Raw genomic sequence first — 23242 nt, 5'->3', positions numbered from 1 at the left:
AGGGAAGTGCGATGGTCTAGAGTCGTTGTAAACGCTCTTCTTGGTCGCGAAATTGTTTTATTCTCGCTCTGATTCTTTGTTTTTCAAGGTGATCATCGCCTGCGAAATTATACGCATATTGAAGTTCGTCAACCGCGCGGTTATAAGCACCATACAATGCATATACTTCCGCTTTGCTCTGATGCATTTGCGAGAAACGTTTCGACTTTTGATACGCCTCACTCATCAACTGATGTGCCAATTGATAATCTTTTTTAACCAGCAGGAAATCCTTAAGTAGAGACACCGCTTCTTCATATTTGTTTGCGCTTATGTAAGCATTGGCCTGGTTTAGTGCCAATACTTGATTTCTAGGGTTATGCGTAACGTGGGGTCTTAGCATTTCAACGGCTTTTAAAGGCTCACCTTGCGAAATATAGATATCTGTCATAGCGTCGAGATAAAAGAGGTTTCCTCTATCTTTTGCTATTAACTCATCCATAATGTCTTTGGCTTTTTCGATTTTTTCGGCGCGCATATAAGCAAGCGCTAAACCATATAATGACGCTTCTTTACTGCGCTGTACGTCTTGAGCCACGGCCGCTTCGAAATATTCTACAGCGTAATCAGCTTTAAACGAGTAGCGTGCCTTTATGCGTGCTTTAGCCAACTCGAATTGCTTGTTAATGGGTAAGTAGCGTCTAGGGTAGTCACCAGCGCGATTTCTCGCATCAGCAATACGGGTTTCGGTTAAAGGGTGAGTGAGCAGCCTTGCGGGTGGACGAGAAACCATGCGGTACTCTTCCGCCATGGTAGAAAAGAATGAAGCAGCCGCACTCGGATCGAAACCCGCACGAGCAAGCATTGCGATACCAATTCTATCGGCTTCTTGTTCATTTGAACGGGTATAGTCGATTTGCAATTGTGCAGAGGCTGCGGTTCCTGCCTGCATGGCCGCAATACCCGCTTCTGGGTTGGCCATAGCAATTAGCACCCCGCCAATAAGTGACGCCAAGGCTAGGGGAGATGAGCGCTGCTGCGCCTGCATACGTCGTGCTATGTGGCGTTGAGTCACGTGAGAAATTTCGTGCGCTAGCACCGAAGCCAGTTCACTTTCATTTTCAGCACGACGCATTAAACCTGTGTGAACACCAATGTGACCGCCAAAAAACGCAAACGCGTTAATGGCATCATTATTTACCCAGAAAAATTCAAAAGGAAATTTGGCGTTGTCAGCATGGACAACCAATCGGTTGCCAACATCCTGTAAATATTCATCCAGCACCGGATCTGAGATTACAGGACTTTGACCGCGCATTTGCCGCATTACGGCATCGCCTACGATCATCTCCTTATCAAGCGATATGGCGTCTGACGCAACAACACCTATTTCAGGTAACGCATTTTTATTGCTGTAATTGGCATCTTGTGCAACAGCCGTTAGGCTCGATGTGAGCACGAAGGAAAGGGCAACCAAAGATGCTGAAAACTTTTTTCTCATGAACCTACAATCATTGTATACGGTTAATACTGCTTAATCCTTAGAGCGCTAAGTTGCTAAACAGTTTCAAATTTTATTTTTTTCTTATATGCATCATTTTCGAAGACACAAGGCAATATCGCCTATGCCATCTCGTTTATGACACGTCAGTTATACCAATGCGACACGAACGCATCCAGTTTATTCTTTTACTGTTGTAACAACCACTCTACACACTAATGCTTATACTGTAAAAACATCATACCAGTTTGATTTTGAAAGATTCTTAAGTGCTACTTATTGCTAAGTGCTAGCGCTATCAACTATGATGCGTGTCCTATTCTTAGTAATTTCTAGGCGTTTATATGATTAGCGTTTTTGGTCGTTGGTACCGACGCAAATTTTCTGATCCTGATGCAGCAATGTTGCTTATCTTGATCCTTTTGACCACGGCAGTGTTGCTATTGTGGGGCGGGCTAATTATGCCTGTGTTGGTTGCAGCAGTGATTGCGTATTTACTCGATTGGCCAGTCTGTCGCTTGGTAAATGTCGGTGTAAGTAGAACGCTCGCCTGCGTCGTTGTAATGCTCGGCTTTCTCACTATAACCATATTAACCTTAATTGGCCTTGTTCCAATTATATCAAAGCAAAGCGTTAACTTGATTCAAGAAACGCCGCTAATATGGCAGAAAGCACAAGAATGGATATTAACGCTTCCGGACAAATATCCAGATTACGTTCAGGTATATCAAATCCATCAAATGATGGAAGGTTTAAATGACAAATTGGTTGAGGTGGGCGAAACCCTTATTTCTGCTTCGTTTAGTAATATCGCCAACTTAGCTGCGTTGCTCGTTTACGTGATCCTCGTACCGCTTATGGTGTTTTTCATGCTAAAAGATAAGCTTTTCTTTTTAGACAGCATATCTCGCTTGCTGCCTAAGGAGCGACGCTTAATTACGCAAGTTGGTCACGAAATGAACTCTCAAATTGCCAACTATATTCGCGGCAAAGTGATCGAGATTATAATTGTGGGCGCGGTGAGCTGCGTAACGTTTGTATTGATGGACTTACGTTATGCTATTTTGCTTGGCGTATTGGTGGGATTTTCAGTACTTATTCCGTACATCGGTGCAGCAGTGGTTACTATACCCGTGGCCGTTGTCGCTATGTTTCAGTGGGGTATTTCACCAGAATTTTGGTATTTAATGATAGCGTACGGCATTATTCAGGCGTTAGACGGTAACTTGTTGGTACCGCTGCTATTCTCGGAGGCGGTTAGCTTGCATCCGCTTTATATAATCGTTGCAGTATTAGTGTTTGGAGGTCTTTGGGGTTTCTGGGGCGTATTTTTCGCTATTCCTCTCGCTACCCTCGTGAAGGCGGTAATTACAGCGTGGTCTAGTAACCCCGTTATTGTACCCGAAGAGGCAAAGTAGTTATTCCCATTTGGCGAACCAGTCAGCGCCATCCAGTACGAGATTCAAAACGAGTACTGATTCAAATAGGCGTTATAGGTAAACACTGATACGAATTGAACAAGTATAAAAAAGCCCCGAAAACATAATGTTATCGGGGCTTTTTAAATTCTATACCGGTTTAGCTGTTTAGATAATCAAGTACTACGGTGTGGTGTTCTTTTGTTTTGAACTTGTTGAAAACGTGCTCAATAACACCGTTTTCATCCACGAGGAATGTTTGGCGATGAATGCCATCATACTCTTTACCCATAAACTTTTTAGGTCCCCACACACCAAAAGCGTCGGCAACGGCGTGGTCTTCATCAGAAAGCAACGTAAAGTTTAGGTTTTCTTTTTCGATGAATTTAGGCAGGCGTTTAACTGCATCTGGGCTAATTCCTAGCACAACCACATTTTTCGCCGTTAGTTCTTCGTTTACGTCGCGTAAGCCCTGGGCTTGTACTGTGCAACCAGGCGTCATCGCTTTAGGGTAAAAATAAACCAGTACTTTTTTACCTGCGAAATCAGCTAAAGATACGGTTTCATCATTTTGGTTCTGCAATGAGAATTGTGGGGCTTTATCACCAGCTTGTAACGTTTTCATTGGGATCCTTTTTTTGTTTGTCTACAACTTTGCCTGTCACATTTAACGAAGTGAACAGGGACATTAGATCAGATTCTAGTGCGTCTACATTTTCATTAGAGGGAAGAGAAACAACAAATTTGCAGCGCATGTTGTCTTTACCCGATGTCTTGTCTTTAAATGTGCGTTGTCTAAATGCACTTATCATTGCATGACGCTCGGCAAAAAAGCCGGTCACCGCTTTAATCAAGCCAGCTGCATCTTCGCCACTAAACTCGACATTAAAAAGATGGGCAAGGTTTTGCTTTTCGTGATGGCTAGTGCGCTTCATCATAGAAAGCAGGTCAAGACGCTGAAATAGCGAAGGTAAAATACATTCAGCTTTTGTGATAGCGCTTTGCGTTCCTTCTATGATCATGGTCAACGAGAACTCTTTGCCGTAAATGGCTTGCCTGCTATCTAGAATATTGCACTGAGCTTCTGATACCGTCGTTGCAATTTCGCTTAAAATGCCACTTTTGTCTGTCCCCAAGATGGTGACGATAAGTTGGTGTTTCGACATCTACTTCACTTCAATGTTAATAATGTCGGGATGTTAGCACAGAGTTTTTTTATAAGTCAGCGCCTTTTTCTTGCCTTTGAATAAGATATTGTCAAATTCTTGTCATTTTACTTGCGCTATTACTTGTGTTTAAGCACCGACATATTTACCATGTGCGCTCACATTTTTCGGAGAGATTATGTTTACTGGTAGTTACGTAGCACTCGTCACGCCGATGTTCGAAAACGGCGATATTGATTACAAGTCTTTAGAGAAACTTGTGAAGTTTCATGTAGAGCAGGGCACCCACGGTATAGTGTCGGTTGGAACTACTGGTGAGTCAGCAACGCTACCTTTTGATGAACACATCAATGTGGTTAAAGAAACTGTTGCTATGGCATCAGGAGCAATTCCGGTTATTGCCGGCAGTGGCGCAAACTCTACGGCAGAGGCTATTTTTCTTACAGAGCAATTAGGCTCTACAGGTATAGACGGTTTCCTAAGCGTAGTACCTTATTACAATAAGCCTCAACAGGCGGGTATGGTCGCGCACTTTAATGCAATTGCAGACGCTAGTGACTTACCTGTTATTCTTTACAATGTGCCAGGCCGCACCGTAGCCGACATGCTGCCTGAAACGGTGGCTAAATTAGCAACGCACAAAAATATCGTTGGTCTTAAAGACGCGACTGGCAATATTGCACGCCTTAAGGCTACTCAGCCTTTGGTTCCTGATGACTTCGTTTTACTTAGCGGCGATGATGGTTCAAGCTGCGAGTTTATGTGTGAAGGCGGTCATGGCGTTATCTCCGTAACGGCTAACATAGTGCCTAAAGCAATCGCACAAATGTGTGAAGCTGCGCTAGAAAATAATTTTGATAAATGTCGCGATATCGATGAAACCATTAAATTACTTCACAGCGAACTATTTATTGAACCAAATCCAGTAATGCCGAAGTGGGCATTGTATAAAATGGGCATGATGGAAAGCGCAGTTATGCGATTACCTATGGTTTTACCGGAACTATCAAGCCAAAAACGTATCGAAGAACTACTAAAAAAATACGCATTGATTTCTGGTTAATAAGGAACACAGATGAAAAGAACGCTGGCTATAGCAAGTTCAGTAGCGATGGTTGCACTTGCAGGTTGTTCAAGCCAAATAGATAGAAAGACCGCGTCTGGCAGCTACGAATACTTAAAAACTAAAGAACAAGAATCGCTAAAAGTACCTTCTGACTTAGATGCACCTGCTTTTTCTCGTGATTTTGTATTACCTGAGTTAGGTCAAGAGGCCGATTCAAATTTGGTGGGCAAGTCGTTGATGGTTCGCTCGCCAGCATTAGTTTTACCGTTAGTTACGGGTTCTCACATTGAGGAAGGTAAGAGTTCAGCAACCATTTGGTTTGACCAGGTTGACGATAGTCAGCCGCTAAGCCAAGCAATTTGGAACTCGCTTTTAAGTTTCTTAGATGAACAAGGTATTGGTGTAGATAGCTTTAGTCCAGAAGAGAAAGTACTGGTTACTGACTGGATGGTGATAACTAAAGAAGTCGAAGGTCCTTGGTATAGCTTTATAGATGAAGAAAGCGAAATCGGTCGACGTTTTGAATTCAGCTTAGACGTTAAACCTCACGGCCGTAGTGCTGCGCTTACTGTTGAATTAAAGGACTATATGCAAACATTGGGCAACGACGTGGTTGCAGAAGTCTCTTCAATGGAAGAACGTCGCGAAGAAGTTGAGGTGTTGAACCAAGTTGTTGGTCACTATGAGTACCAAATTCAGCTAGCAGAGACACGAAGAATTGCTCGTATCCGTCAGGGTATCAATACCGAGATGGGCTTTAATGCCGATGGTGACGCGGCGTATATCGTAGAAGCTAAGTATGATGTAGCGTGGCCAAGAATGCTGTTAGTACTGCGTAAGCTTGGTTTTGACGTTAAAGATTTAGATAAATCAAACGGCCTATTATTTGTCACTTACAATGGTGATCAAGGTAGTTGGTGGGATGGTTTATTCTCAAGCGATAAAGAGTTGCTAAAGAAAGGTGACTATCGTTTGAAAGTTGCAAGAGCGGGTGCGGATCGCACGTCAGTTACCTTCATGAATAATGAAAGTGTACCGTTTGAAGCAAATCAGGTTTCCGACCTTTACAGTGCATTTGCTGAGGTCATGTCAGAAGATAACCTTGATATATAACTGAGACTGAGAATGGAAAAACGCGACGAGCTTTACCGCGGTAAAGCAAAAACTGTTTATTACACTGATGATAGCGATAAACTTATTCTTCACTTTAGAAACGACACTTCGGCGTTTGATGGTGAGAAGATTGAACAGCTAGAACGCAAAGGTGAAGTAAACAACAAGTTTAATCACTTTATTATGACAAAGCTTGAAGAAGCAGGCATTGCAACGCAAGTTGAGGCGCTGGTTTCTGACACTGAGTCTTTGGTTAAGAAGCTCGACATGATCCCTGTTGAGTGTGTGGTGAGAAACTTGTCTGCTGGCTCTTTAGTTCGCAGACTGGGTGTGGAAGAGGGCAAAGAGCTTAACCCACCTATTTTCGAGTTTTTCTTAAAGAATGATGCACTTCACGACCCAATGGTAAATGACTACCATATTTTATCATTTGGTTGGGCAACCGAAGCGCAAATTGCTGAAATGAAAGCATTGACCTTCAAGGTTAACAGTGTTTTGAAAGCACTCTTTGATGACGCGGGTATGTTGCTTGTAGACTATAAACTAGAGTTTGGTGTCGACAAAGATGGCAATATCGTACTAGGTGATGAGTTCACACCAGATGGCTGTCGCTTGTGGGATAAAGAAACCCGTAAAAAGATGGACAAAGACCGCTTTAGACAAGGTTTGGGCTCTGTAGTCGAGACCTATATTGAAGTGGCTGAGCGCTTAGGCTTATCGCTTTAAAACTCTCATCAAGTAATAACTAATTTAAAGAGGACCTTTCGGTCCTCTTTTTCGTTTTAGGCAGTTTGACCTGTCTACGTCGTTGTAAAATATTGTCTCTTGCGTTTAAGCATTTACTTTTCGATGCATTACGGGATAAGTTAGTGTACTGCTAAGCATTTTTGCGTTTAAAACTAGGGAGATTCGGTTTGTTGAAAACCTTTGTATTGGTCGCTATTGCCATGATTGCATTTGCTGCTAATTCGCTACTTTGCCGCATGGCTCTTGCTAACACCGATATAGACCCTGCTAGTTTTACTATCTTACGCTTAGCGAGCGGGGCGATAGCGTTGTTACTTTTGTCTTCTTATTTCCTACGTCGCAAAAGTGAGAGCGTGCCTTCTCAAGGCCTTTTTCATGGCCTAAAAACCAACGCCAGCGTACTCGGTGGCATTTCGTTGTTCGTTTACGCTATCTGCTTTTCATATGCCTATATTTCAATGTCCACGGGAACGGGGGCACTTTTATTATTTGGTGCCGTGCAACTCACTATGATTTCCGTAGGGTTGTTCAATGGCGAGCGATTTAAAAAATGGCAGTGGTTGGGGTTTGTGTTGGCATTTTTAGGCCTTGTTATCTTACTGTTGCCTAGCGCGGCAGCACCGCCTCTTTTAGCTGGCGCGGTTATGGTTTTGGCGGGTATGGCTTGGGGCGTCTATTCGCTTTTGGGTAAAAAAAGTAGCTCAGCCCTTTTATCTACATCGGGTAATTTTGTCTATGCCGCGTTTTTCTGTGTTCCTTTGGTTGGTGTGGTTTGCTTCGTGGGCGCAGATAATTTTGTCTTAGATAGCGAGGGTGTTTATTACGCGCTTGCATCAGGGATGTTTGCATCGGGTTGCGGATACGCTATTTGGTACAGCGCGCTTCCCCTTATCAAATCAACCACCGCCGCGACAGTGCAACTGAGCGTGCCTGTCATAGCATCGCTGATGGGGTGGATCGCGCTTGGTGAGCCACTCACAATGCAGATCCTGGTTGCTTCAATAGCTACGTTGGGTGGCATCTACTTGGTTATAAAAAAATAGCGTTTTATACGCTACGTTTAAAACAGCAAAAGCGTTATTTTCCGCCGTGGCGAAATAGTTCTATAGAGTTTAATGGGGGAGCGTTAACGCATATTTCTAGACTAAAGAGCAATATTTGAATTTTCCAACAGTGCTAACGTAGTAGATCACCAAATAATGGGAACGTAGTAATGAACGCAGAAGATCCAATAACGATAAGAAATCCAGGCAGATTGTTAACGCTAACTTATGTTATTTCGCTTTCAGTGATTGCGGTACTGTCTCTGGTTGTTCACTTCATGTTAGATGAAGTCATTTCAGAGCAGAACAATACTGGCAAAATTGTTAACGTAAGTGGTCAGCAACGCATGCTTTCGCAAAGAGCCAGTATGTTTGCGGTCGATTACTTGCAAACTGGCGCTCAAAAATCAAAAAGACTCTCTATAGCTGCGATTGAGAAAATGAAGCAAAACCATCAGTTTCTGCTAGCACCACATTTTGAAGCATTATCAAAAGGTCAACCCAGCCCACTTTCTGAAGAACTGTATAACCTCTATTTTATGCCTCCCTCTGATGTAGATAAGAAAATAAAGTTATTTGAGGGCGAGATAAGGGCCGCACTTTCAGAAAATGGTAATGTTGGCGCTGTCCAGTTTTCTAACGGAAGTTTGATGTTTTTACAACTCGCAGAAAGCGACCTGCTAACACCGTTACACAACATTGTTGGGCAATATGAAAAAGAGAGTTTGGAAAAAGTAAACGACCTTAGAAATGCACAAAACGTAGTGTTGGGCATCATTATTCTCACCATATTAGTTGAAGCGTTTTTCATATTTCGTCCAATGGTGGCAAAGGTAAGTCGTTTTGCCACTAAGCTCCAGCGAGACGCTAATTTTGATTACCTATCTGGTTTACTAAATCGACGGGCATTTCAGATTGTTTCCCAACAAGCAATAGCGGCTAGTCACCGCTACAAGCGATCGCTGTCAGTGGTGATGATCGACATCGATTTTTTTAAACGTATCAACGACACTCACGGCCACGACATGGGTGATAAAGCGATTAAACACGTAGCAAAAATTTTAAAAATGTCTTCGCGTAATGCAGATTGCGTAGCGCGCATTGGCGGTGAGGAATTCGTACTTTTATTGCCTGATACCGACCGCGCAGGCGCCTTCAAGTTAGCTGAAAAGTTAAGAGATCGAATAAGTAAAAACCCTCTAGATGTGAACGGGAAGTTTATTGATATCACTGTTAGTGCGGGTGTATCTTATGTAAAAGAACATCATGACACTATTGAGTCAGCACTATCGGAAGCCGATGACGCATTATATAAAGCCAAAGAGAGCGGCAGAAATAATGTCCAACTGGCTTAACCTCGCTATTGAAAGCGTGTTGCACAATGTGCGCAATTCGACCGTGTTGGATTTAGGAGTGAGTTGTGCGCACACCCCCGACTATTGTAAATGAACATGAGAGGCTAGCTGCACTCAACAAACTGAGAGTGCTCGATACCCCACCAGAAGAGCGCTTTGACCGTATTACTCGACTAGCGAGTAGCATTTTTGATTGTAGATTCGCATCGGTCACATTTGTCGATGACAGTAGGCAGTGGTTTAAGTCGGCTATTAATCTCGATATGACTGAAACAGAAAGGGATGTCGCCTTTTGTGCCCATGCTATAGCGCAGGACAAAACCTTAGTCGTTCCAGATACTCAAGAGGACCCTCGCTTCAAAAGCAATCCTTTTGTGGTTGGTCATCCTCACATTCGTTTTTACGCGGGTGTTAGGCTGATGATAGAGGGGGTTGCGGTGGGAACGCTATGTGTGTCGGATAATAATCCAAAAATATTCAATTGCGTTCAAATACAGCAATTAGAGCAGCTTGCAAAACTTGTAGAGTCGGAACTACAGCGACAAGAATTCAATGATCTCTCAACTCAGTTGGAAGAGTACCAATTTAAGCTAGCTCAAACACAAAAAATCACCCGTGTGAGGAGCGCTATTTTAGAGAAAGTGGTAAATGCAGAGTCATTGCATACCGTACTCCACGACATTGTGAATGCTATAGAGGCCGAATACACAGATCAAATTTGCAGTATCCTGCTATTAGAAGATGGCAAGCTGAAAAAGGGTGCTGCACCTTCTTTACCCGACTTTTATAACGACGCTATCGATGGCGTTGAGTTTGGTGTAGGCAGGGGATCATGTGGAAATACAGCTGCGACGAACTTACCGACCATTGTTGAAGATATCAGTACGCACCCGTTTTGGACCGATTGGAAAGATTTAGCATTGCGCGCTGGTGTATGCTCTTGTTGGTCACAGCCAATACAAGGAGCTAATGGTGACGCTATTGGTACTTTTGCAATTTATCATAGAGAAAGAGCAGTACCGACAGCGGACGAAATGCGCTTAATCGAACAGTTCGCGCATATCGCTAGCATCGCTATTGAAAGAGAGCTGGCGAATCAACTTATATGGAAGCAAGCCAACTTTGATTCTTTGACAGGACTTCCTAACCGAAACCTTATGTTGGATCACTTACAGTTAGCCATTAAGGCTGCCGATAGAGAGAGCGATAAGGTAGCGGTGATATTCTTGGACCTTGATAATTTCAAAGATATTAATGACACGCTTGGTCACGATATAGGTGATAAGCTTTTAATTGAGTGCGCCAGAAGAATAAAGCAGTGTTTGCGTTCAGATGACACCGTTTCCCGATTAGGCGGTGACGAATTTGTCATTATCCTAAACGGCATTAAAGGTCTAAGTTCTATAGAACTGGTCGTACAAAAGCTACTTGGCGAGATTGTAAAACCTTATAGTTTAGAACTGGAACGTGTGCATACTAGCGCGAGCCTAGGTGTCACCTTATACCCGGACGACGCAAAAGATGTCAAAGGCCTGTTAAAGAATGCCGACCAAGCGATGTACGGTGCTAAAGATCTCGGTAAAAACAACTATCAGTATTATACCCACGACATGCAAACTGCAGCAATCAAGAGAATGACCTTGTTGAATGATTTGCGCTATGCAGTTAAGAACAAAGAATTATTTATTGAGTACCAGCCAATTGCATGTTTCAGCAGCCAGAAAGTGATGAAAGCTGAAGCGTTACTTCGATGGCAGCATCCCACGAAGGGGAGAATTACACCCGATGAATTTATTCCACTTGCTGAAGAATCTGGACTCATCATTGATATCAGTAATTGGGTATTTAATGAAGTCTGTGCCAATATCAAACAATGGAAAGCCCAAAACCGTCAAGAGCTGCAGGTGAGTATTAATACGTCACCTAGCCACTACTTCAATTTAGAATCTAATATAACTCAATGGTTAAACCTGCTTTTAGACCAGAAGATCTCTGCGCGTTCTATACTTCTTGAAGTCACGGAAAACTTATTAATGGAAGCCAATGAGATGGTGTCCAAGAAGCTTTTCCAGTTTAGGCAAGCAGGCGTTGATATCGCGTTGGATGATTTTGGTACAGGTTACAGCTCTATTTCTTATTTAAAGCGCTTTCCTACAGACTTTATCAAGATTGACAGGAGCTTTGTGAAGTCGATGACTGACGTTAGCAATGATAAGGTGCTGTGCGAAGCCATTATTGTGATGGCGAATAAACTCGGAATAAAGGTAGTAGCGGAAGGTGTCGAGACACAAGAACAATACGATATTCTAAAAAGCATGGGCTGTGATTATGCGCAGGGTTATTTCATTGCAAAACCGCTCAGCAAATCAGACTTTGAGTCCTTTTGGGAGAGGCACTAGCGCAACTTTGCCGCGCTAGTGCTTAATTTAATCGGGCTTAAGACAGCGTTGCTAAGGCTTTACCAGAGTATTGCTCTAGTTCGTTGGTACGGTTTTCTTTTATTTTGTTTGCCCAGTTCGGATCTTGTAGTAGCGCTCTTCCTACAGCCACCAGATCAAATTCGCCAGCGTCTAAACGTTCAAGTAAATCATCGACTGAGCGAGTGCTGGAGTCTTGCCCTTTGAATGCGCCGAAGAAGTCGTCATTTAGCCCAACTGAACCTACCGTTATGGTGGGCTTTCCAGTTAGTTTTTTCGTCCAGCCTGCAAGGTTTAAATCACTGCCTTCAAATTCGTTTTCCCAATAGCGGCGCTGAGAACAATGAAAAACATCTACACCAGCTTCACTTAGCGGAAGAAGAAACTGTTCCAGTTCTTGGGGCGTGTGCGCTAAACGAGCGGTGTAATCTTGTTGTTTCCACTGCGAATAACGCAGTACGATCGGAAAATCGGGACCGGTTGCATCACGTATGGCTTTAATTATTTCAACCGCAAATCGTCCACGATTTTCCATGTCACCGCCCCAACTGTCGGTTCGCTGGTTTGTACCTTCCCAGAAGAACTGGTCGATTAGATAACCATGAGCACCGTGAATCTCAATTCCATCCATACCGATAGTTTTGGCATCTGCTGCTGCTTGTGCAAAGGCAGTAATCACGGATTCAATGTGTTCAACGGTCATAGGTTCAGCGCCCTGTTTTCCTGGTTTGAATAAACCTGAAGGCCCTGCACTTGGAAGTTCAGGATAAGGCGCTTTTTCCGCTACCCTCGCCATACCCACGTGCCATAGTTGAGGCATAATTTTCCCACCGACACTGTGAACTTCATCTACCACATTTTTCCAACCGGCTAGCGCTTCATCGCCATGGAATTGAGGGATATTTGCATCCATCGTAGCGACTTTATCGTTTACTGTAGTGCCCTCGGTGATAATCAAACCTGTGCCACCTTGAGCTCGGCGTTTATAGTAACCAGCTACATCGTTGGTAGGTACGCCGTTAGGCGAAAATTGACGAGTCATGGGGGCCATAACAATTCGGTTGGTTAACGATAAGTTGCCCTTTGAGTAAGGCTTAAACAGTGCGTTAGCTGCCATTTTTTGTTCCTGATTTCTTTATTGCAATTGGGGCCGTTTGTACTTTCATCATAGAAAATGAAACGCCGCCATTATTATAGAAGTGTTAAACAAGTCATTAAGTTGGGGATTGTTGAGTCTTGATGTACAACAAAGAATAACTGGCTCCAGTATATCCTGCGTGATGTGTTGCAGGAATAACATGATGGCTACCCAACTAAAAAACTATGGTTGATTCCAGATACTACTGTCGAGTGAGGGCAAGTCAATTTTCAAATGTTGATAGTAAGCCATAAGTAAAAGTGAGCTAAGAGCTCCATATCAGAAGCTCTCTTTCAGATATGAGCAGGCTTAATCTAAAATCTCTACAATTTCCCTTGTGGCTTGAATAAGGCGTACCACTTTGTTTTCAATGCGAACTGTTACTAACCCGTCTTCTCCCAAAGGCACAATGATGCGGGCATGGTTGTAAATATCACGATCTAAACGATTTCCAACGGCTAGCTTTTTTTCCCAACCCGGCGGTAATTCACCTGTTCGTTCATACTTCTTCTCTATACCCGGAGGGAGTGATTTATCTTTATGAGGGTTAGGGTTGGCGCAAGCAGGTAAACTATTTGCTGCTAGTACGGTTGTTATTCCGATAATAGGTAGAACTTTCATTGTTAACCTCGCAAATTACGTGAAAGCGATGCTCCATTTTGATGTAATTATCTACGCAAACTATTGCGATAGTGCTTTGAACAAAAGGGCATGTAGACTCTGCATTAAAATAATTGTTTTTAGACAATCAGCAATTAAAAATAGAGAAGCCTACAAGGTGTATACGAAAATCATACCAGGCTGAGCCTACATGCTAAAAAAATCTAAAATTAGGCGTGCGGCGTGTTAACGTTAAAACGTTTATAATTGCTAACGAGCAAGAAAAACGATAGTTGAGTCTAAAACAAAGAACGTGACATTTTATAAGTGACAAATGAAGGATGACAATGAGTGATATTGCATTTACCCGTGAGGAAAAAGACGCGCTAGTCGCTAAACTGCAACGATATTTTGATGATGAATTAAGCGTGGAACTTGGTCAATTTGACGGAGAATTTCTTCTGGACTTCATTAGTAAAGAAATGGGCGCATCGTTTTATAATAAAGGCGTAAACGACGCGAGAGCTGTTGTTGCATCTCGCTTACAGGTCATTGATGAAGAATTGTATGCCATCGAAAAAGTACTTTAAATTCAGAAATAAATTAAGCCTGCTTTTGCAGGCTTAATTATTAGATGGCCAATCAATACCATTACGTTAGCAATGAGTTGTATTAGAGTTCCTGACGGGTAGGTCTGATGATCATTTCGTTTATGTCTACGTCGCCAGGCTGCTCTATGGCAAACGTTACTGCACGTGCAATAGCATCTGCATCGATAGCATCGTCATACATATCATCTGCCATTTGCTTTGAGTCATTGTGAGAAATGTGGTCAGTAAGTTCTGTCGCCACTGCACCAGGTGAGATGTTGGTAGAGCGAATTTCACTATTTGACTCCCTGCGAATGCCTTCACTTATTGCTTTAACAGCGAATTTAGTTGCGCAATAAACCGTTGCTCCAGGGAACACAACATGACCTGCCACAGAGGAAAGATTGATAATATGCCCGCTTTTTTGCTCTCGCATTTGTCCTAATACAGCTGCTACTCCATACATAACGCCTTTTATGTTTACATCTATCATCTGATCCCACTCGTCAACTTTCATCTCGTCAAGCGGAGCGAGTGGCATAAGACCAGCATTGTTGACGAGCACGTCAATACGCCCATAGGCATCTATGGCCGCTTTCGCAAGCGCCTTGACTTCATCCTTTTTCATGACATCTACCGTTTGATAAGTAGCTTGGCCACCTGAAGATTCAATTTCATCTACAAGTTTTTTAAGACGGTCTTCACGGCGGGCGCCCAACACTAATTTAGCACCTTTATCCGCAAGCATTTTCGCCGTGGCTTCTCCAAGCCCGCTACTTGCACCTGTAATGATGACAACTTTTCCAGAAACTTCGCTCATAACATTATCCTTACGTTTGATTAGTGTTAAGTTGCTACGTAAAACTATTGAAGTGGATTACTCTAACGCGCAGAAACACTGTGAGAGTGATAGTGAGAACGATGAATGAAGATTTTACAGCGGTACTTTTATTTTTAGCGGGCATTTAGCCACGCAACAACAAGGAAGAATTTCATCGTCGTCAATGAAGGCGAGGGGATCTGTGGTGTACTCAACTTCGCCTTCAATTAGCTTTGTGCGGCATGCACCACAAAAGCCTTCACGACAATGGTAGTGAATATGAACGTCCGCTGCTTCAAGGGCGTTTAAGATAGTGGAATCAGAAGGGGAAATAATCGCCCCCACATCGACAACGTCGATGCGGAGTGATTTATCGTTGCTGCTCATTAAGCTGTAGTTTTACAGCTCAAAATCAGCAAAGTCGTCTTCGCTCACGGCAGAGTCGATTTGACCAACAAGATAAGAGCTGATTTCAGACTCTTGAGGTGCCACTTGCACGTTGTCTGAATTCAAATAGTTATTCATCCATGGAAGTGGATTACTGCTTATCTCGAACGGGGTGTCTAGACCAATAGCAGACATACGCTGATTCGCAATGTACTCAACGTACTGGCAAAGAATTTCTTTATTCAAACCAATCATTGAGCCGTTTTGGAACAAGTAGTCAGCCCACTGCTTTTCTTGCTCGACAGCGTTCATGAAGATAGCACGCGCTTCTTCTTTACATTCTTCTGCAATTTGCGCCATTTCAGGGTCATCTTTACCCTTAGCCCACAAATTAAGGATATGCTGTGTTGAAGATAAGTGCAGATTCTCGTCACGGGCAATCAAACGAATAATCTTAGAATTACCCTCCATCAGCTTCCGCTCAGCGAAAGCGAATGTGCAGGCAAAAGACACGTAGAAACGGATTGCTTCCAGTGCGTTCACCGAGTTCATGCATAGGTAAAGCTTCTTCTTAAGCTCATACATGTTGATAGTGTGTGCAACACCATTCACTGTATGTACGCCTTCACCCTGTGTCTGCCAAAGCTGAGTGGCGAAAATGAGATCATCGTAATATTTAGAAATATCAGCAGCACGTCGCTTAATTTCGTCATTCACTACGATATCTTCGAATATTTCGCTTGGGTCTGAGAACAAGTTTCTCAAAATATGGGTATACGAACGTGAGTGAATAGTCTCGAAGAAAGACCATGTTTCAACCCAAGTTTCTAACTCTGGTAATGAAATAATAGGCAAGAACGCGATGTTCGGGCTACGGCCTTGCACCGAATCTAACAGGGTTTGGTACTTAAGGTTTGAAATAAAGATGTGCTTTTCTGGGTCGGTCAATTTTTGGAAATCAACACGGTCGCGAGAAACGTCAACTTCTTCAGGGCGCCAAAAAAAGCTAATTTGCTTCTCAATAAGCTTTTCGAATATGGCATGCTTTTGCTGGTCGTAGCGTGCAACGTTTACGGGGTTACCGAAAAACATCGGCTCGATCAATGGATTAGTACTTTGCTGATTAAACGTAGTGTATTTCATGATGGCCTAACTAAAAACTTAATGATTAACGCGTATTATTGTTTGTGTTCTTGCTGCGAAACGTTAATGGCAAATGCAGTTAACTCCTTTTATGCATTTGCCATTTAAACAGGAGGCGTGTTCTAAATCTTACACGCACCACCTGCACAATCATCATCTTCCTCTACAACCACTTCTTCTTGACGTGGCATAGGCTCGCTCGCTTTAGCATCGAGAGCAGATGTGTCTGACGCGCCGTCGCGAGTGTTATGATAGTAAAGTGTTTTAACACCCAGTTTATACGTAGTAAGAAGGTCCTTAAGAAGAAGCTTCATTGGTACCTTGTTACCTTCGTAACGGCTTGGATCGTAGTTGGTATTCGCTGAGATAGTTTGGTCGATAAACTTCTGCATGATACCAACAAGCTGTAGGTAACCATCGTTTGAAGGAATATCCCAAAGTAGCTCGTATTGGTCTCTTAGCGTTTCGTACTCAGGTACAACTTGCTTAAGAACACCATCTTTGCTCGACTTAATGCTGATAAAACCACGCGGTGGCTCAATGCCGTTTGTCGCGTTAGAAATCTGAGAAGACGTCTCTGACGGCATTAATGCTGACAGCGTAGAGTTACGCAAACCGTGAGTTTTGATTTCTTCACGAAGTGCATCCCAGTCGTAATGAAGTGGTTCATTACATACGCTATCAAGATCTTTCTTGTAGCTATCAATTGGCATAATGCCTTGAGAATAGGTGGTTTCGTTAAACTTAGGACACGCACCTTTTTCTTTCGCAAGATTGTTCGACGCTTTAAGTAGATAGTACTGCATTGCTTCGAACGTGCGGTGAACTAGACCGTTCGCGCTGTGATCAGAATATTTAACGCCATTTTTAGCAAGGTAGTATGCAAAGTTGATAACACCAACACCCAGCGTACGACGTCCCATCGTAGCATTATATGCAGCAGGAACTGGGTAGTCCTGGTAGTCAAGCAGGTTATCTAGCGCACGTACTGCAAGGTCAGACAGCTCTTCAAACTCGTCCAGTGACTTAATCGCACCTAAGTTAAACGCTGACAGCGTACATAGTGCAATTTCACCATTCTCATCATTAACGTGCTGAAGCGGCTTAGTAGGTAGCGCAATTTCAAGGCACAGGTTGCTCTGACGAACTGGCGCAACTTCTGGGTTAAACGGGCTGTGCGTATTACAGTGGTCAACGTTTTGTAGGTAAATACGACCTGTGCTTGCACGCTCTTGCATGAACAAGCTGAATAGCTCCATGGCTTTAATTTGCTTTTTGCGGATGCTGTCGTCGTTTTCGTATTTAACGTATAGCTCTTCAAACTTCTCTTGGTCAGCAAAGAAAGCATCGTAAAGACCAGGTACGTCAGATGGGCTAAATAGTGAGATATAGCCGTCTTTCATCATGCGCTGGTACATTAGTTTGTTGAACTGAACGCCGTAATCTAGGTGACGTACACGGTTTTCTTCAACACCACGGTTGTTCTTAAGCACTAACAGCGATTCAACTTCCATATGCCAAATAGGGTAGAACAGCGTAGCAGCGCCACCACGAACACCACCTTGTGAACAGCTTTTAACGGCTGTTTGGAAGTATTTGTAGAACGGAATACAACCCGTATGGAATGCTTCACCGCCGCGAATAGGGCTACCTAGTGCGCGAATACGGCCTGCATTTACACCGATACCAGCACGCTGGCTTACGTATTTAACAATGGCACTTGCCGTTGCATTGATTGAATCTAAGCTGTCGCCGGTTTCGATAAGTACACATGAGCTAAACTGGCGAGTAGGCGTACGTACGCCAGCCATAATAGGTGTAGGCAATGACAGCTTGAATGTTGAAGCGGCATCATAGAAGCGGCGGATGTAGTCCATACGCGTCGCTTTATCGTAATTTGCGAAAAGGCATGCCGCCACTAAGATATATAGGAACTGAGCACTTTCGTAGATTTCACCTGTAACTCGGTTTTGAACCAGGTATTTACCTTCAAGCTGTTTAACTGCAGCGTAGCTGAAGTTCATGTCTCGCCAATGGTCGATATACGAGTCCATTTCAGCAAATTCTTCAGGCGTGTAGTCTTCAAGCAAGTGCTTATCGTATTTGCCCATATCAACCATCTTACCTACATGCTCAAGTAGGGCAGGCGGCTCAAATTGACCATAGGCTTTTTTGCGAAGGTGGAAAATGGCCAAGCGCGCAGCTAGGTATTGATAATCTGGCGCATCGGTAGAAATAAGATCTGCCGCTGATTTGATCAGGGTTTCATGGATCTCGCTAGTATTGATACCGTCATAAAACTGGATTTGTGCCTTGATTTCAACTTGTGAAACTGAAACGTTTTTAAGTCCTTTGGCTGCCCATGTCACGACTTTGTGGATTTTCTCTAAGTCGATGGACTCTTTTTCACCGTTGCGTTTGGTGACTAATAAGTTGTTGTTCATGTTACTGGCCGTTTGTCTGTTAGCGCTTGATGCGTGGGCTATGTAATGCCCATTTTCATTTTTAATTTATTGAGTGTGAGTGAGATTATCACCATTGGCTCACGCCAGATAACAACACACACGAAAGCGGCCTAAACCAATACCGAAAGTACAAAGTAGAGACTGCTCATTTAATTTTTTCACTGCATTTATATTTTCAGCGAGGTTGATGTCACACACTGCATATGGCATTGCCATAATCTCGTTAGCGATCTGTGCGATCCCAGAAAATCTGCATTGGGATCACGTGCTGAATTAAACACAAGATAGTGAGGTTTTAGTCTTAATGCAACCCAATATCTGGTGGTATTTCAAGCACTCAATCTGGCATGAAATTTATGTTAGTAACAACTAACTTTTTAGCGTTCTACAAGCGTAAAATATCTGGATTGCAAGCATTTTTAATTATTTCTTCGACATAAAAATTAATTTATTCTTAGAAAATAGTTTTTATATAAACACGATATATGGTGTTTAAAATATCGCCGCAACCCAATATATAGTGTTAAATTAATTTTGCGCTACTGTATATAGTAAGTAGTTAACGTCGACATTATTCGCAGAGAGATAAAAGCCTTGAGAAATTGGGTCCATGTGTAGACCTGTCATATCTCGAGGCAGCAAACCAGCATGATCGGTCATCGCCATAAGTTCAGATGGTTTGATGAACTTACTGTGATCGTGGGTGCCCTTTGGAACCAGTTTAAGGATATATTCCGCTCCCACGATCCCCATCAGATACGACTTTAGGTTTCGGTTAAGCGTAGAAAAGAAAACATGGCCACCAGGCTTAACCAACTTAGCACAGGCCAATACAACAGAAGCCGGGTCGGGTACATGCTCTAACATTTCCATACAGGTTACCACGTCGAACTGTCCCGCATTTGCTTCTGCGAATGCTTCGGCAGTTGAACATACGTAGTCAACTTTTACACCTGATTCTAAACCGTGCAGCTTCGCTACTTCTAACGACGCTTCAGCCATATCCAAGCCGGTTACCGTCGCGCCTGCACGCGCCATAGACTCTGCTAAAATACCGCCACCACAGCCAATATCGACGACCTTTTTGTCAAACAGGCCTTCACTGTGTTGATTAATGAAGTCTAAGCGAAGAGGGTTAATAAGGTGCAATGGCTTAAATTCGCCTTCTGGATCCCACCAGCGTGAAGCGAGTTCAGAGAACTTATTGATTTCTTGTTGATCGACGTTCGTCATGAGTAAAACAATCCTTAATCTATCTCTTTTTAAGATATCGTAAATCGAGGTTGTGTTTCACTGTTTTTAAACAGAAATAGACAAATTATAAGAAGGGTCGAACGAAAAATAATCGCTTGCCTTTTAGTTGATTAATAAGCGTAATTAAGCGCTACATAATTCTGTCATCAAGTGGTACACTCGAAGCACGATTATGACCCACATAATAATAACAGTGCGCTCCCACGCCTTGTTTTCACAATGATGTGAAGCGAAGTGCTGGATAACGCAGAACAAACCAAGATAAAGGGATTAAGCAGTTTATGTCTGATAACGCTAAAGAAATCCTCCCCGTTAATATTGAGGAAGAGTTAAAGAACTCTTACCTTGATTACGCGATGAGCGTTATTGTCGGGCGAGCCTTGCCTGACGTAAGAGATGGCTTGAAGCCAGTGCACCGTCGTGTGCTGTTCGCAATGAACGAACTGAAAAACGACTTTAACAAGCCATACAAAAAATCTGCCCGTGTGGTAGGTGACGTAATTGGTAAATATCACCCTCACGGTGACTCTGCAGTTTACGACACTATTGTTCGTATGGCCCAACCGTTCTCACTTCGCTATATGCTAGTAGACGGTCAAGGTAACTTCGGATCGGTAGACGGCGACTCTGCTGCTGCGATGCGTTATACCGAAGTTCGCATGGCTAAAATTGCGCACGAGTTACTTGCCGATTTAGATAAAGAGACCGTAGATTTTGTGCCTAACTACGATGGTACAGAGCATATTCCTGAAGTATTACCAACGAAGGTGCCTAACCTTCTTGTTAACGGCTCATCGGGTATTGCGGTTGGTATGGCGACGAATATTCCGCCACATAACCTCACCGAAGTAATCAACGGCTGCGTAGCATTAATCCAAGACCCGTCTATTACCATCGACGACTTGATGACACACATCCCAGGTCCAGATTTCCCAACGGCTGCGATGATCAGCGGACGCAAGGGAATTGAAGATGCGTATCGCACAGGTCGCGGTAAAATTTATCTTCGTGCTAAGGCGGAAATTGAAACTGACAGCAACGGTAAAGAAACCATTGTTGTTAACGAGATCCCTTACCAGGTTAACAAAGCGCGTCTTATTGAAAAGATTGCTGAACTGGTAAAAGAAAAGCGCATCGAAGGCGTTTCTGCACTGCGAGACGAGTCTGATAAAGACGGTATGCGCATTGTTATCGAAGTTAAACGCAACGAATCTGCTGAAGTCCTACTTAATCATTTATACGCGAATACCCAGCTTCAAACGGTATTCGGTATCAACATGGTTGCGCTTGATAACGGTCAGCCTAAGGTATTCAACCTTAAAGAAACGCTAGAATGCTTTATTCTTCACCGCCGTGAAGTAGTAACACGTCGTACTGTTTTTGAATTACGTAAAGCCCGTGACCGCGCTCACATTCTTGAAGGTTTGGCGATAGCGCTTGCGAACATCGACCCAATTATCGAGTTGATTAAAGCGTCACAAAGCCCAGCAGACGCCAAGAAATCGCTTGTAGCACAAGGTTGGGACTTAGGTGATGTAGCGCAAATGCTTGAGCGTGCAGGCGATGACGCTGCACGCCCTGATTGGCTAATGCCAGAATTTGGTATTCGCGACGGCAAGTACTACCTGACAGAACAGCAAGCGCAAGCTATTCTTGACCTTCGCTTACACAAGCTAACGGGTCTTGAGCACGAGAAGATCCTTGAAGAGTACAAGCAACTTCTAGAGATCATCGCAGAACTTCTTCACATCCTAAATAGCCCAGAGCGCTTGATGGAAGTGATTCAAGAAGAACTTGAAAAAGTACGTGATGAATTTGGTGATGAGCGTCGTACTGAAATTACGGCAGCAAGTCACGATATTGATATTGAAGATCTTATAGAGCAAGAAGATGTTGTAGTAACGCTTTCTCGCGAAGGTTATGTGAAATATCAAAAACTTACAGACTACGAAGCACAGCGTCGTGGTGGCCGTGGTAAATCAGCAACCAAGATGAAAGATGAAGATTTCATCGAAAGATTATTGGTAGCGAATACCCACGATCACATACTTTGCTTCTCAACCCGCGGTCGCTTGTACTGGTTGAAAGTATATCAGTTGCCGTTTGCTAGCCGTAACGCGCGCGGACGCCCAATTGTTAACATCCTACCGCTTGAAGAAAACGAACGTATTACTGCTATTCTTCCTATTAAAGAGTTTGAAGAAGGCAAGTTTGTACTTATGGCGACGGCAAACGGTACGGTTAAAAAGACTGACCTGAGCCTATATTCTCGCCCACGTTCAAGCGGTATTATCGCCGTTAACCTGAACGAAGGGGATGAGCTGATTGGTGTTGATATCACTCACGGTGATGACGACATAATGTTGTTCTCTGATGCAGGTAAAGTGGTTCGCTTCAACGAGAAGCTTCGCGACAGCGAAACCGGTGAAGTTAAGCGCGACCCAGAAACAGGTGAAGAGCTTCTGGCACTTCGTCCTATGGGAAGAACAGCCACAGGTGTTCGCGGTATACGTCTGCAAGATGGTCAAAAAGTAGTATCACTTATTGTTCCTAAAGGCGACGGCCCAATCCTGACAGCGACAGAGAATGGTTTCGGTAAGCGTACTCCGCTTGAAGATTACCCTGCTAAGAGCCGTGCGACACAAGGTGTTGTATCAATTAAGGTGTCTGAGCGTAATGGTAAAGTGGTTGGCGCGGTTCAAGTAGACGAAACCAATGAAATTATGCTTATTAGTGACCAAGGCACACTGGTTCGTACCCGTGTAGGTGAAGTGTCAGTAGTAGGCCGTAACACACAAGGCGTTCGCTTAATACGTACAGTAGAAGGTGAGCACGTTGTAGGGTTACAACGCATTGAAGAAGTGGAAGAGTTACAAGAATTCGATGAAGACGGTAACCTAATCATTTCAGACGATGCGCCAGAACAAGCAGAAACTGCTGTTCAAGAGCAAGAGAACACCGCAGAAGACGGTGACGGCTCAACGACAGAAGAGTAGGGATAAGGCGCAGGTATTCATACTTGCGCATTATCAGTGTTCTT

At 43.4% G+C, this 23242-nt stretch carries 19 protein-coding genes; 9 read left to right on the top strand and 10 right to left on the bottom strand.

Annotated features, from left to right (window positions below; all coding sequences use genetic code 11):
- Positions 1-16 precede the first annotated feature (16 nt).
- A complete protein-coding gene (gene bepA, locus AC0J2X_RS09140) occupies positions 17-1480 on the bottom strand; it encodes a beta-barrel assembly-enhancing protease (RefSeq protein WP_014949664.1) in 1464 nt (487 codons plus the stop codon).
- A gap of 344 nt (positions 1481-1824) precedes the next feature.
- Here bepA and AC0J2X_RS09135 point away from each other — a divergent pair, with 344 nt between their 5' ends.
- Positions 1825-2898 (top strand): AI-2E family transporter, encoded by a 1074-nt coding sequence (locus AC0J2X_RS09135; RefSeq protein ID WP_069944412.1) that lies wholly within the window; start codon positions 1825-1827, stop codon positions 2896-2898.
- A 160-nt stretch (positions 2899-3058) separates the two neighbouring features.
- Here the strand turns inward: AC0J2X_RS09135 and bcp are convergent, their stop codons facing one another.
- Both bcp and AC0J2X_RS09125 read right to left on the bottom strand, forming a co-directional pair.
- Entirely contained in the window at positions 3059-3523 is a 465-nt protein-coding gene (bcp, locus tag AC0J2X_RS09130) for a thioredoxin-dependent thiol peroxidase (RefSeq protein ID WP_014949662.1), read from the bottom strand.
- Positions 3501-4064 carry a glycine cleavage system transcriptional repressor gene (locus AC0J2X_RS09125; protein WP_014976680.1) on the bottom strand — a complete coding sequence of 188 codons (564 nt, stop codon included), beginning with the start codon at positions 4062-4064 and terminating at the stop codon, positions 3501-3503. Before AC0J2X_RS09125 ends, bcp begins: the two co-directional genes overlap by 23 nt.
- 178 nt (positions 4065-4242) lie before the next feature.
- On the opposite strand from AC0J2X_RS09125, the gene dapA reads away from it, so the two are divergent.
- The 6 genes from dapA (at position 4243) to AC0J2X_RS09095 (ending at position 11787) form a co-directional block, all read left to right on the top strand.
- Entirely contained in the window at positions 4243-5127 is an 885-nt protein-coding gene (gene dapA / locus AC0J2X_RS09120; protein ID WP_014949660.1) for a 4-hydroxy-tetrahydrodipicolinate synthase, read from the top strand.
- Positions 5128-5139: 12 nt separating this feature from the next.
- Complete coding sequence (bamC, locus tag AC0J2X_RS09115; protein WP_039227636.1) at positions 5140-6243, top strand: outer membrane protein assembly factor BamC; 1104 nt, start codon at positions 5140-5142, stop codon at positions 6241-6243.
- A 12-nt stretch (positions 6244-6255) separates the two neighbouring features.
- Positions 6256-6969 carry a phosphoribosylaminoimidazolesuccinocarboxamide synthase gene (gene purC, locus AC0J2X_RS09110; RefSeq protein WP_014949658.1) on the top strand — a complete coding sequence of 238 codons (714 nt, stop codon included), beginning with the start codon at positions 6256-6258 and terminating at the stop codon, positions 6967-6969.
- A 188-nt stretch (positions 6970-7157) separates the two neighbouring features.
- Positions 7158-8033 (top strand): DMT family transporter, encoded by an 876-nt coding sequence (locus AC0J2X_RS09105; RefSeq protein ID WP_069944411.1) that lies wholly within the window; start codon positions 7158-7160, stop codon positions 8031-8033.
- 170 nt (positions 8034-8203) lie between these two features.
- A complete protein-coding gene (locus AC0J2X_RS09100) occupies positions 8204-9388 on the top strand; it encodes a diguanylate cyclase (protein WP_014949656.1) in 1185 nt (394 codons plus the stop codon).
- 65 nt (positions 9389-9453) lie between these two features.
- Complete coding sequence (locus AC0J2X_RS09095; protein WP_069944410.1) at positions 9454-11787, top strand: sensor domain-containing phosphodiesterase; 2334 nt, start codon at positions 9454-9456, stop codon at positions 11785-11787.
- Between the two features lie 37 nt (positions 11788-11824).
- Here AC0J2X_RS09095 and AC0J2X_RS09090 read toward each other — a convergent pair whose 3' ends face one another.
- Positions 11825-12922: an NADH:flavin oxidoreductase gene (locus AC0J2X_RS09090; protein WP_069944409.1), complete on the bottom strand. Its 1098-nt coding sequence runs from the start codon at positions 12920-12922 to the stop codon at positions 11825-11827.
- Positions 12923-13252: 330 nt separating this feature from the next.
- Positions 13253-13564 (bottom strand): hypothetical protein, encoded by a 312-nt coding sequence (locus AC0J2X_RS09085; RefSeq protein WP_014976674.1) that lies wholly within the window; start codon positions 13562-13564, stop codon positions 13253-13255.
- A gap of 326 nt (positions 13565-13890) precedes the next feature.
- On the opposite strand from AC0J2X_RS09085, the gene AC0J2X_RS09080 reads away from it, so the two are divergent.
- The gene (locus AC0J2X_RS09080; RefSeq protein ID WP_014949652.1) at positions 13891-14133 is read left to right on the top strand and encodes a DUF2164 domain-containing protein; all 243 of its coding nucleotides are present in this window, start codon (positions 13891-13893) and stop codon (positions 14131-14133) included.
- 82 nt (positions 14134-14215) lie between these two features.
- Here AC0J2X_RS09080 and AC0J2X_RS09075 read toward each other — a convergent pair whose 3' ends face one another.
- From AC0J2X_RS09075 to ubiG, 5 genes are all read right to left on the bottom strand, one after another.
- Positions 14216-14953, bottom strand: coding sequence for an SDR family oxidoreductase (locus AC0J2X_RS09075; protein ID WP_472995960.1), 738 nt, complete (start codon positions 14951-14953; stop codon positions 14216-14218).
- A 114-nt stretch (positions 14954-15067) separates the two neighbouring features.
- Positions 15068-15340 (bottom strand): class I ribonucleotide reductase maintenance protein YfaE, encoded by a 273-nt coding sequence (yfaE, locus tag AC0J2X_RS09070; protein ID WP_014949650.1) that lies wholly within the window; start codon positions 15338-15340, stop codon positions 15068-15070.
- 12 nt (positions 15341-15352) lie between these two features.
- Positions 15353-16483, bottom strand: coding sequence for a class Ia ribonucleoside-diphosphate reductase subunit beta (gene nrdB / locus AC0J2X_RS09065; protein WP_014949649.1), 1131 nt, complete (start codon positions 16481-16483; stop codon positions 15353-15355).
- A gap of 122 nt (positions 16484-16605) precedes the next feature.
- Positions 16606-18927 (bottom strand): class 1a ribonucleoside-diphosphate reductase subunit alpha, encoded by a 2322-nt coding sequence (gene nrdA / locus AC0J2X_RS09060; protein WP_014949648.1) that lies wholly within the window; start codon positions 18925-18927, stop codon positions 16606-16608.
- A 549-nt stretch (positions 18928-19476) separates the two neighbouring features.
- The gene (gene ubiG / locus AC0J2X_RS09055) at positions 19477-20181 is read right to left on the bottom strand and encodes a bifunctional 2-polyprenyl-6-hydroxyphenol methylase/3-demethylubiquinol 3-O-methyltransferase UbiG (RefSeq protein ID WP_014949647.1); all 705 of its coding nucleotides are present in this window, start codon (positions 20179-20181) and stop codon (positions 19477-19479) included.
- Positions 20182-20483: 302 nt separating this feature from the next.
- Between ubiG and gyrA the strand changes: the two genes are divergently transcribed.
- On the top strand, positions 20484-23198 hold the full coding sequence (gyrA, locus tag AC0J2X_RS09050; protein WP_014949646.1) for a DNA topoisomerase (ATP-hydrolyzing) subunit A: 2715 nt from the start codon (positions 20484-20486) through the stop codon (positions 23196-23198).
- The last annotated feature ends 44 nt before the right edge of the window (positions 23199-23242 follow it).

The sequence above is a fragment of the Alteromonas sp. R7 genome, from assembly GCF_055755235.1.
This window is presented reverse-complemented; position numbering and strand designations above follow the sequence as displayed.

Bases quoted from the DNA above. Each gene is read 5' to 3' on its own strand.
- bepA (WP_014949664.1), bottom strand. From the start codon at position 1,480: ATGAGAAAAAAGTTTTCAGCATCTTTGGTTGCCCTTTCCTTCGTGCTC.
- AC0J2X_RS09135 (WP_069944412.1), top strand. From the start codon at position 1,825: ATGATTAGCGTTTTTGGTCGTTGGTACCGACGCAAATTTTCTGATCCT.
- bcp (WP_014949662.1), bottom strand. From the start codon at position 3,523: ATGAAAACGTTACAAGCTGGTGATAAAGCCCCACAATTCTCATTGCAG.
- AC0J2X_RS09125 (WP_014976680.1), bottom strand. From the start codon at position 4,064: ATGTCGAAACACCAACTTATCGTCACCATCTTGGGGACAGACAAAAGT.
- dapA (WP_014949660.1), top strand. From the start codon at position 4,243: ATGTTTACTGGTAGTTACGTAGCACTCGTCACGCCGATGTTCGAAAAC.
- bamC (WP_039227636.1), top strand. From the start codon at position 5,140: ATGAAAAGAACGCTGGCTATAGCAAGTTCAGTAGCGATGGTTGCACTT.
- purC (WP_014949658.1), top strand. From the start codon at position 6,256: ATGGAAAAACGCGACGAGCTTTACCGCGGTAAAGCAAAAACTGTTTAT.
- AC0J2X_RS09100 (WP_014949656.1), top strand. From the start codon at position 8,204: ATGAACGCAGAAGATCCAATAACGATAAGAAATCCAGGCAGATTGTTA.
- AC0J2X_RS09090 (WP_069944409.1), bottom strand. From the start codon at position 12,922: ATGGCAGCTAACGCACTGTTTAAGCCTTACTCAAAGGGCAACTTATCG.
- AC0J2X_RS09085 (WP_014976674.1), bottom strand. From the start codon at position 13,564: ATGAAAGTTCTACCTATTATCGGAATAACAACCGTACTAGCAGCAAAT.
- AC0J2X_RS09080 (WP_014949652.1), top strand. From the start codon at position 13,891: ATGAGTGATATTGCATTTACCCGTGAGGAAAAAGACGCGCTAGTCGCT.
- AC0J2X_RS09075 (WP_472995960.1), bottom strand. From the start codon at position 14,953: ATGAGCGAAGTTTCTGGAAAAGTTGTCATCATTACAGGTGCAAGTAGC.
- yfaE (WP_014949650.1), bottom strand. From the start codon at position 15,340: ATGAGCAGCAACGATAAATCACTCCGCATCGACGTTGTCGATGTGGGG.
- nrdB (WP_014949649.1), bottom strand. From the start codon at position 16,483: ATGAAATACACTACGTTTAATCAGCAAAGTACTAATCCATTGATCGAG.
- nrdA (WP_014949648.1), bottom strand. From the start codon at position 18,927: ATGAACAACAACTTATTAGTCACCAAACGCAACGGTGAAAAAGAGTCC.
- ubiG (WP_014949647.1), bottom strand. From the start codon at position 20,181: ATGACGAACGTCGATCAACAAGAAATCAATAAGTTCTCTGAACTCGCT.
- gyrA (WP_014949646.1), top strand. From the start codon at position 20,484: ATGTCTGATAACGCTAAAGAAATCCTCCCCGTTAATATTGAGGAAGAG.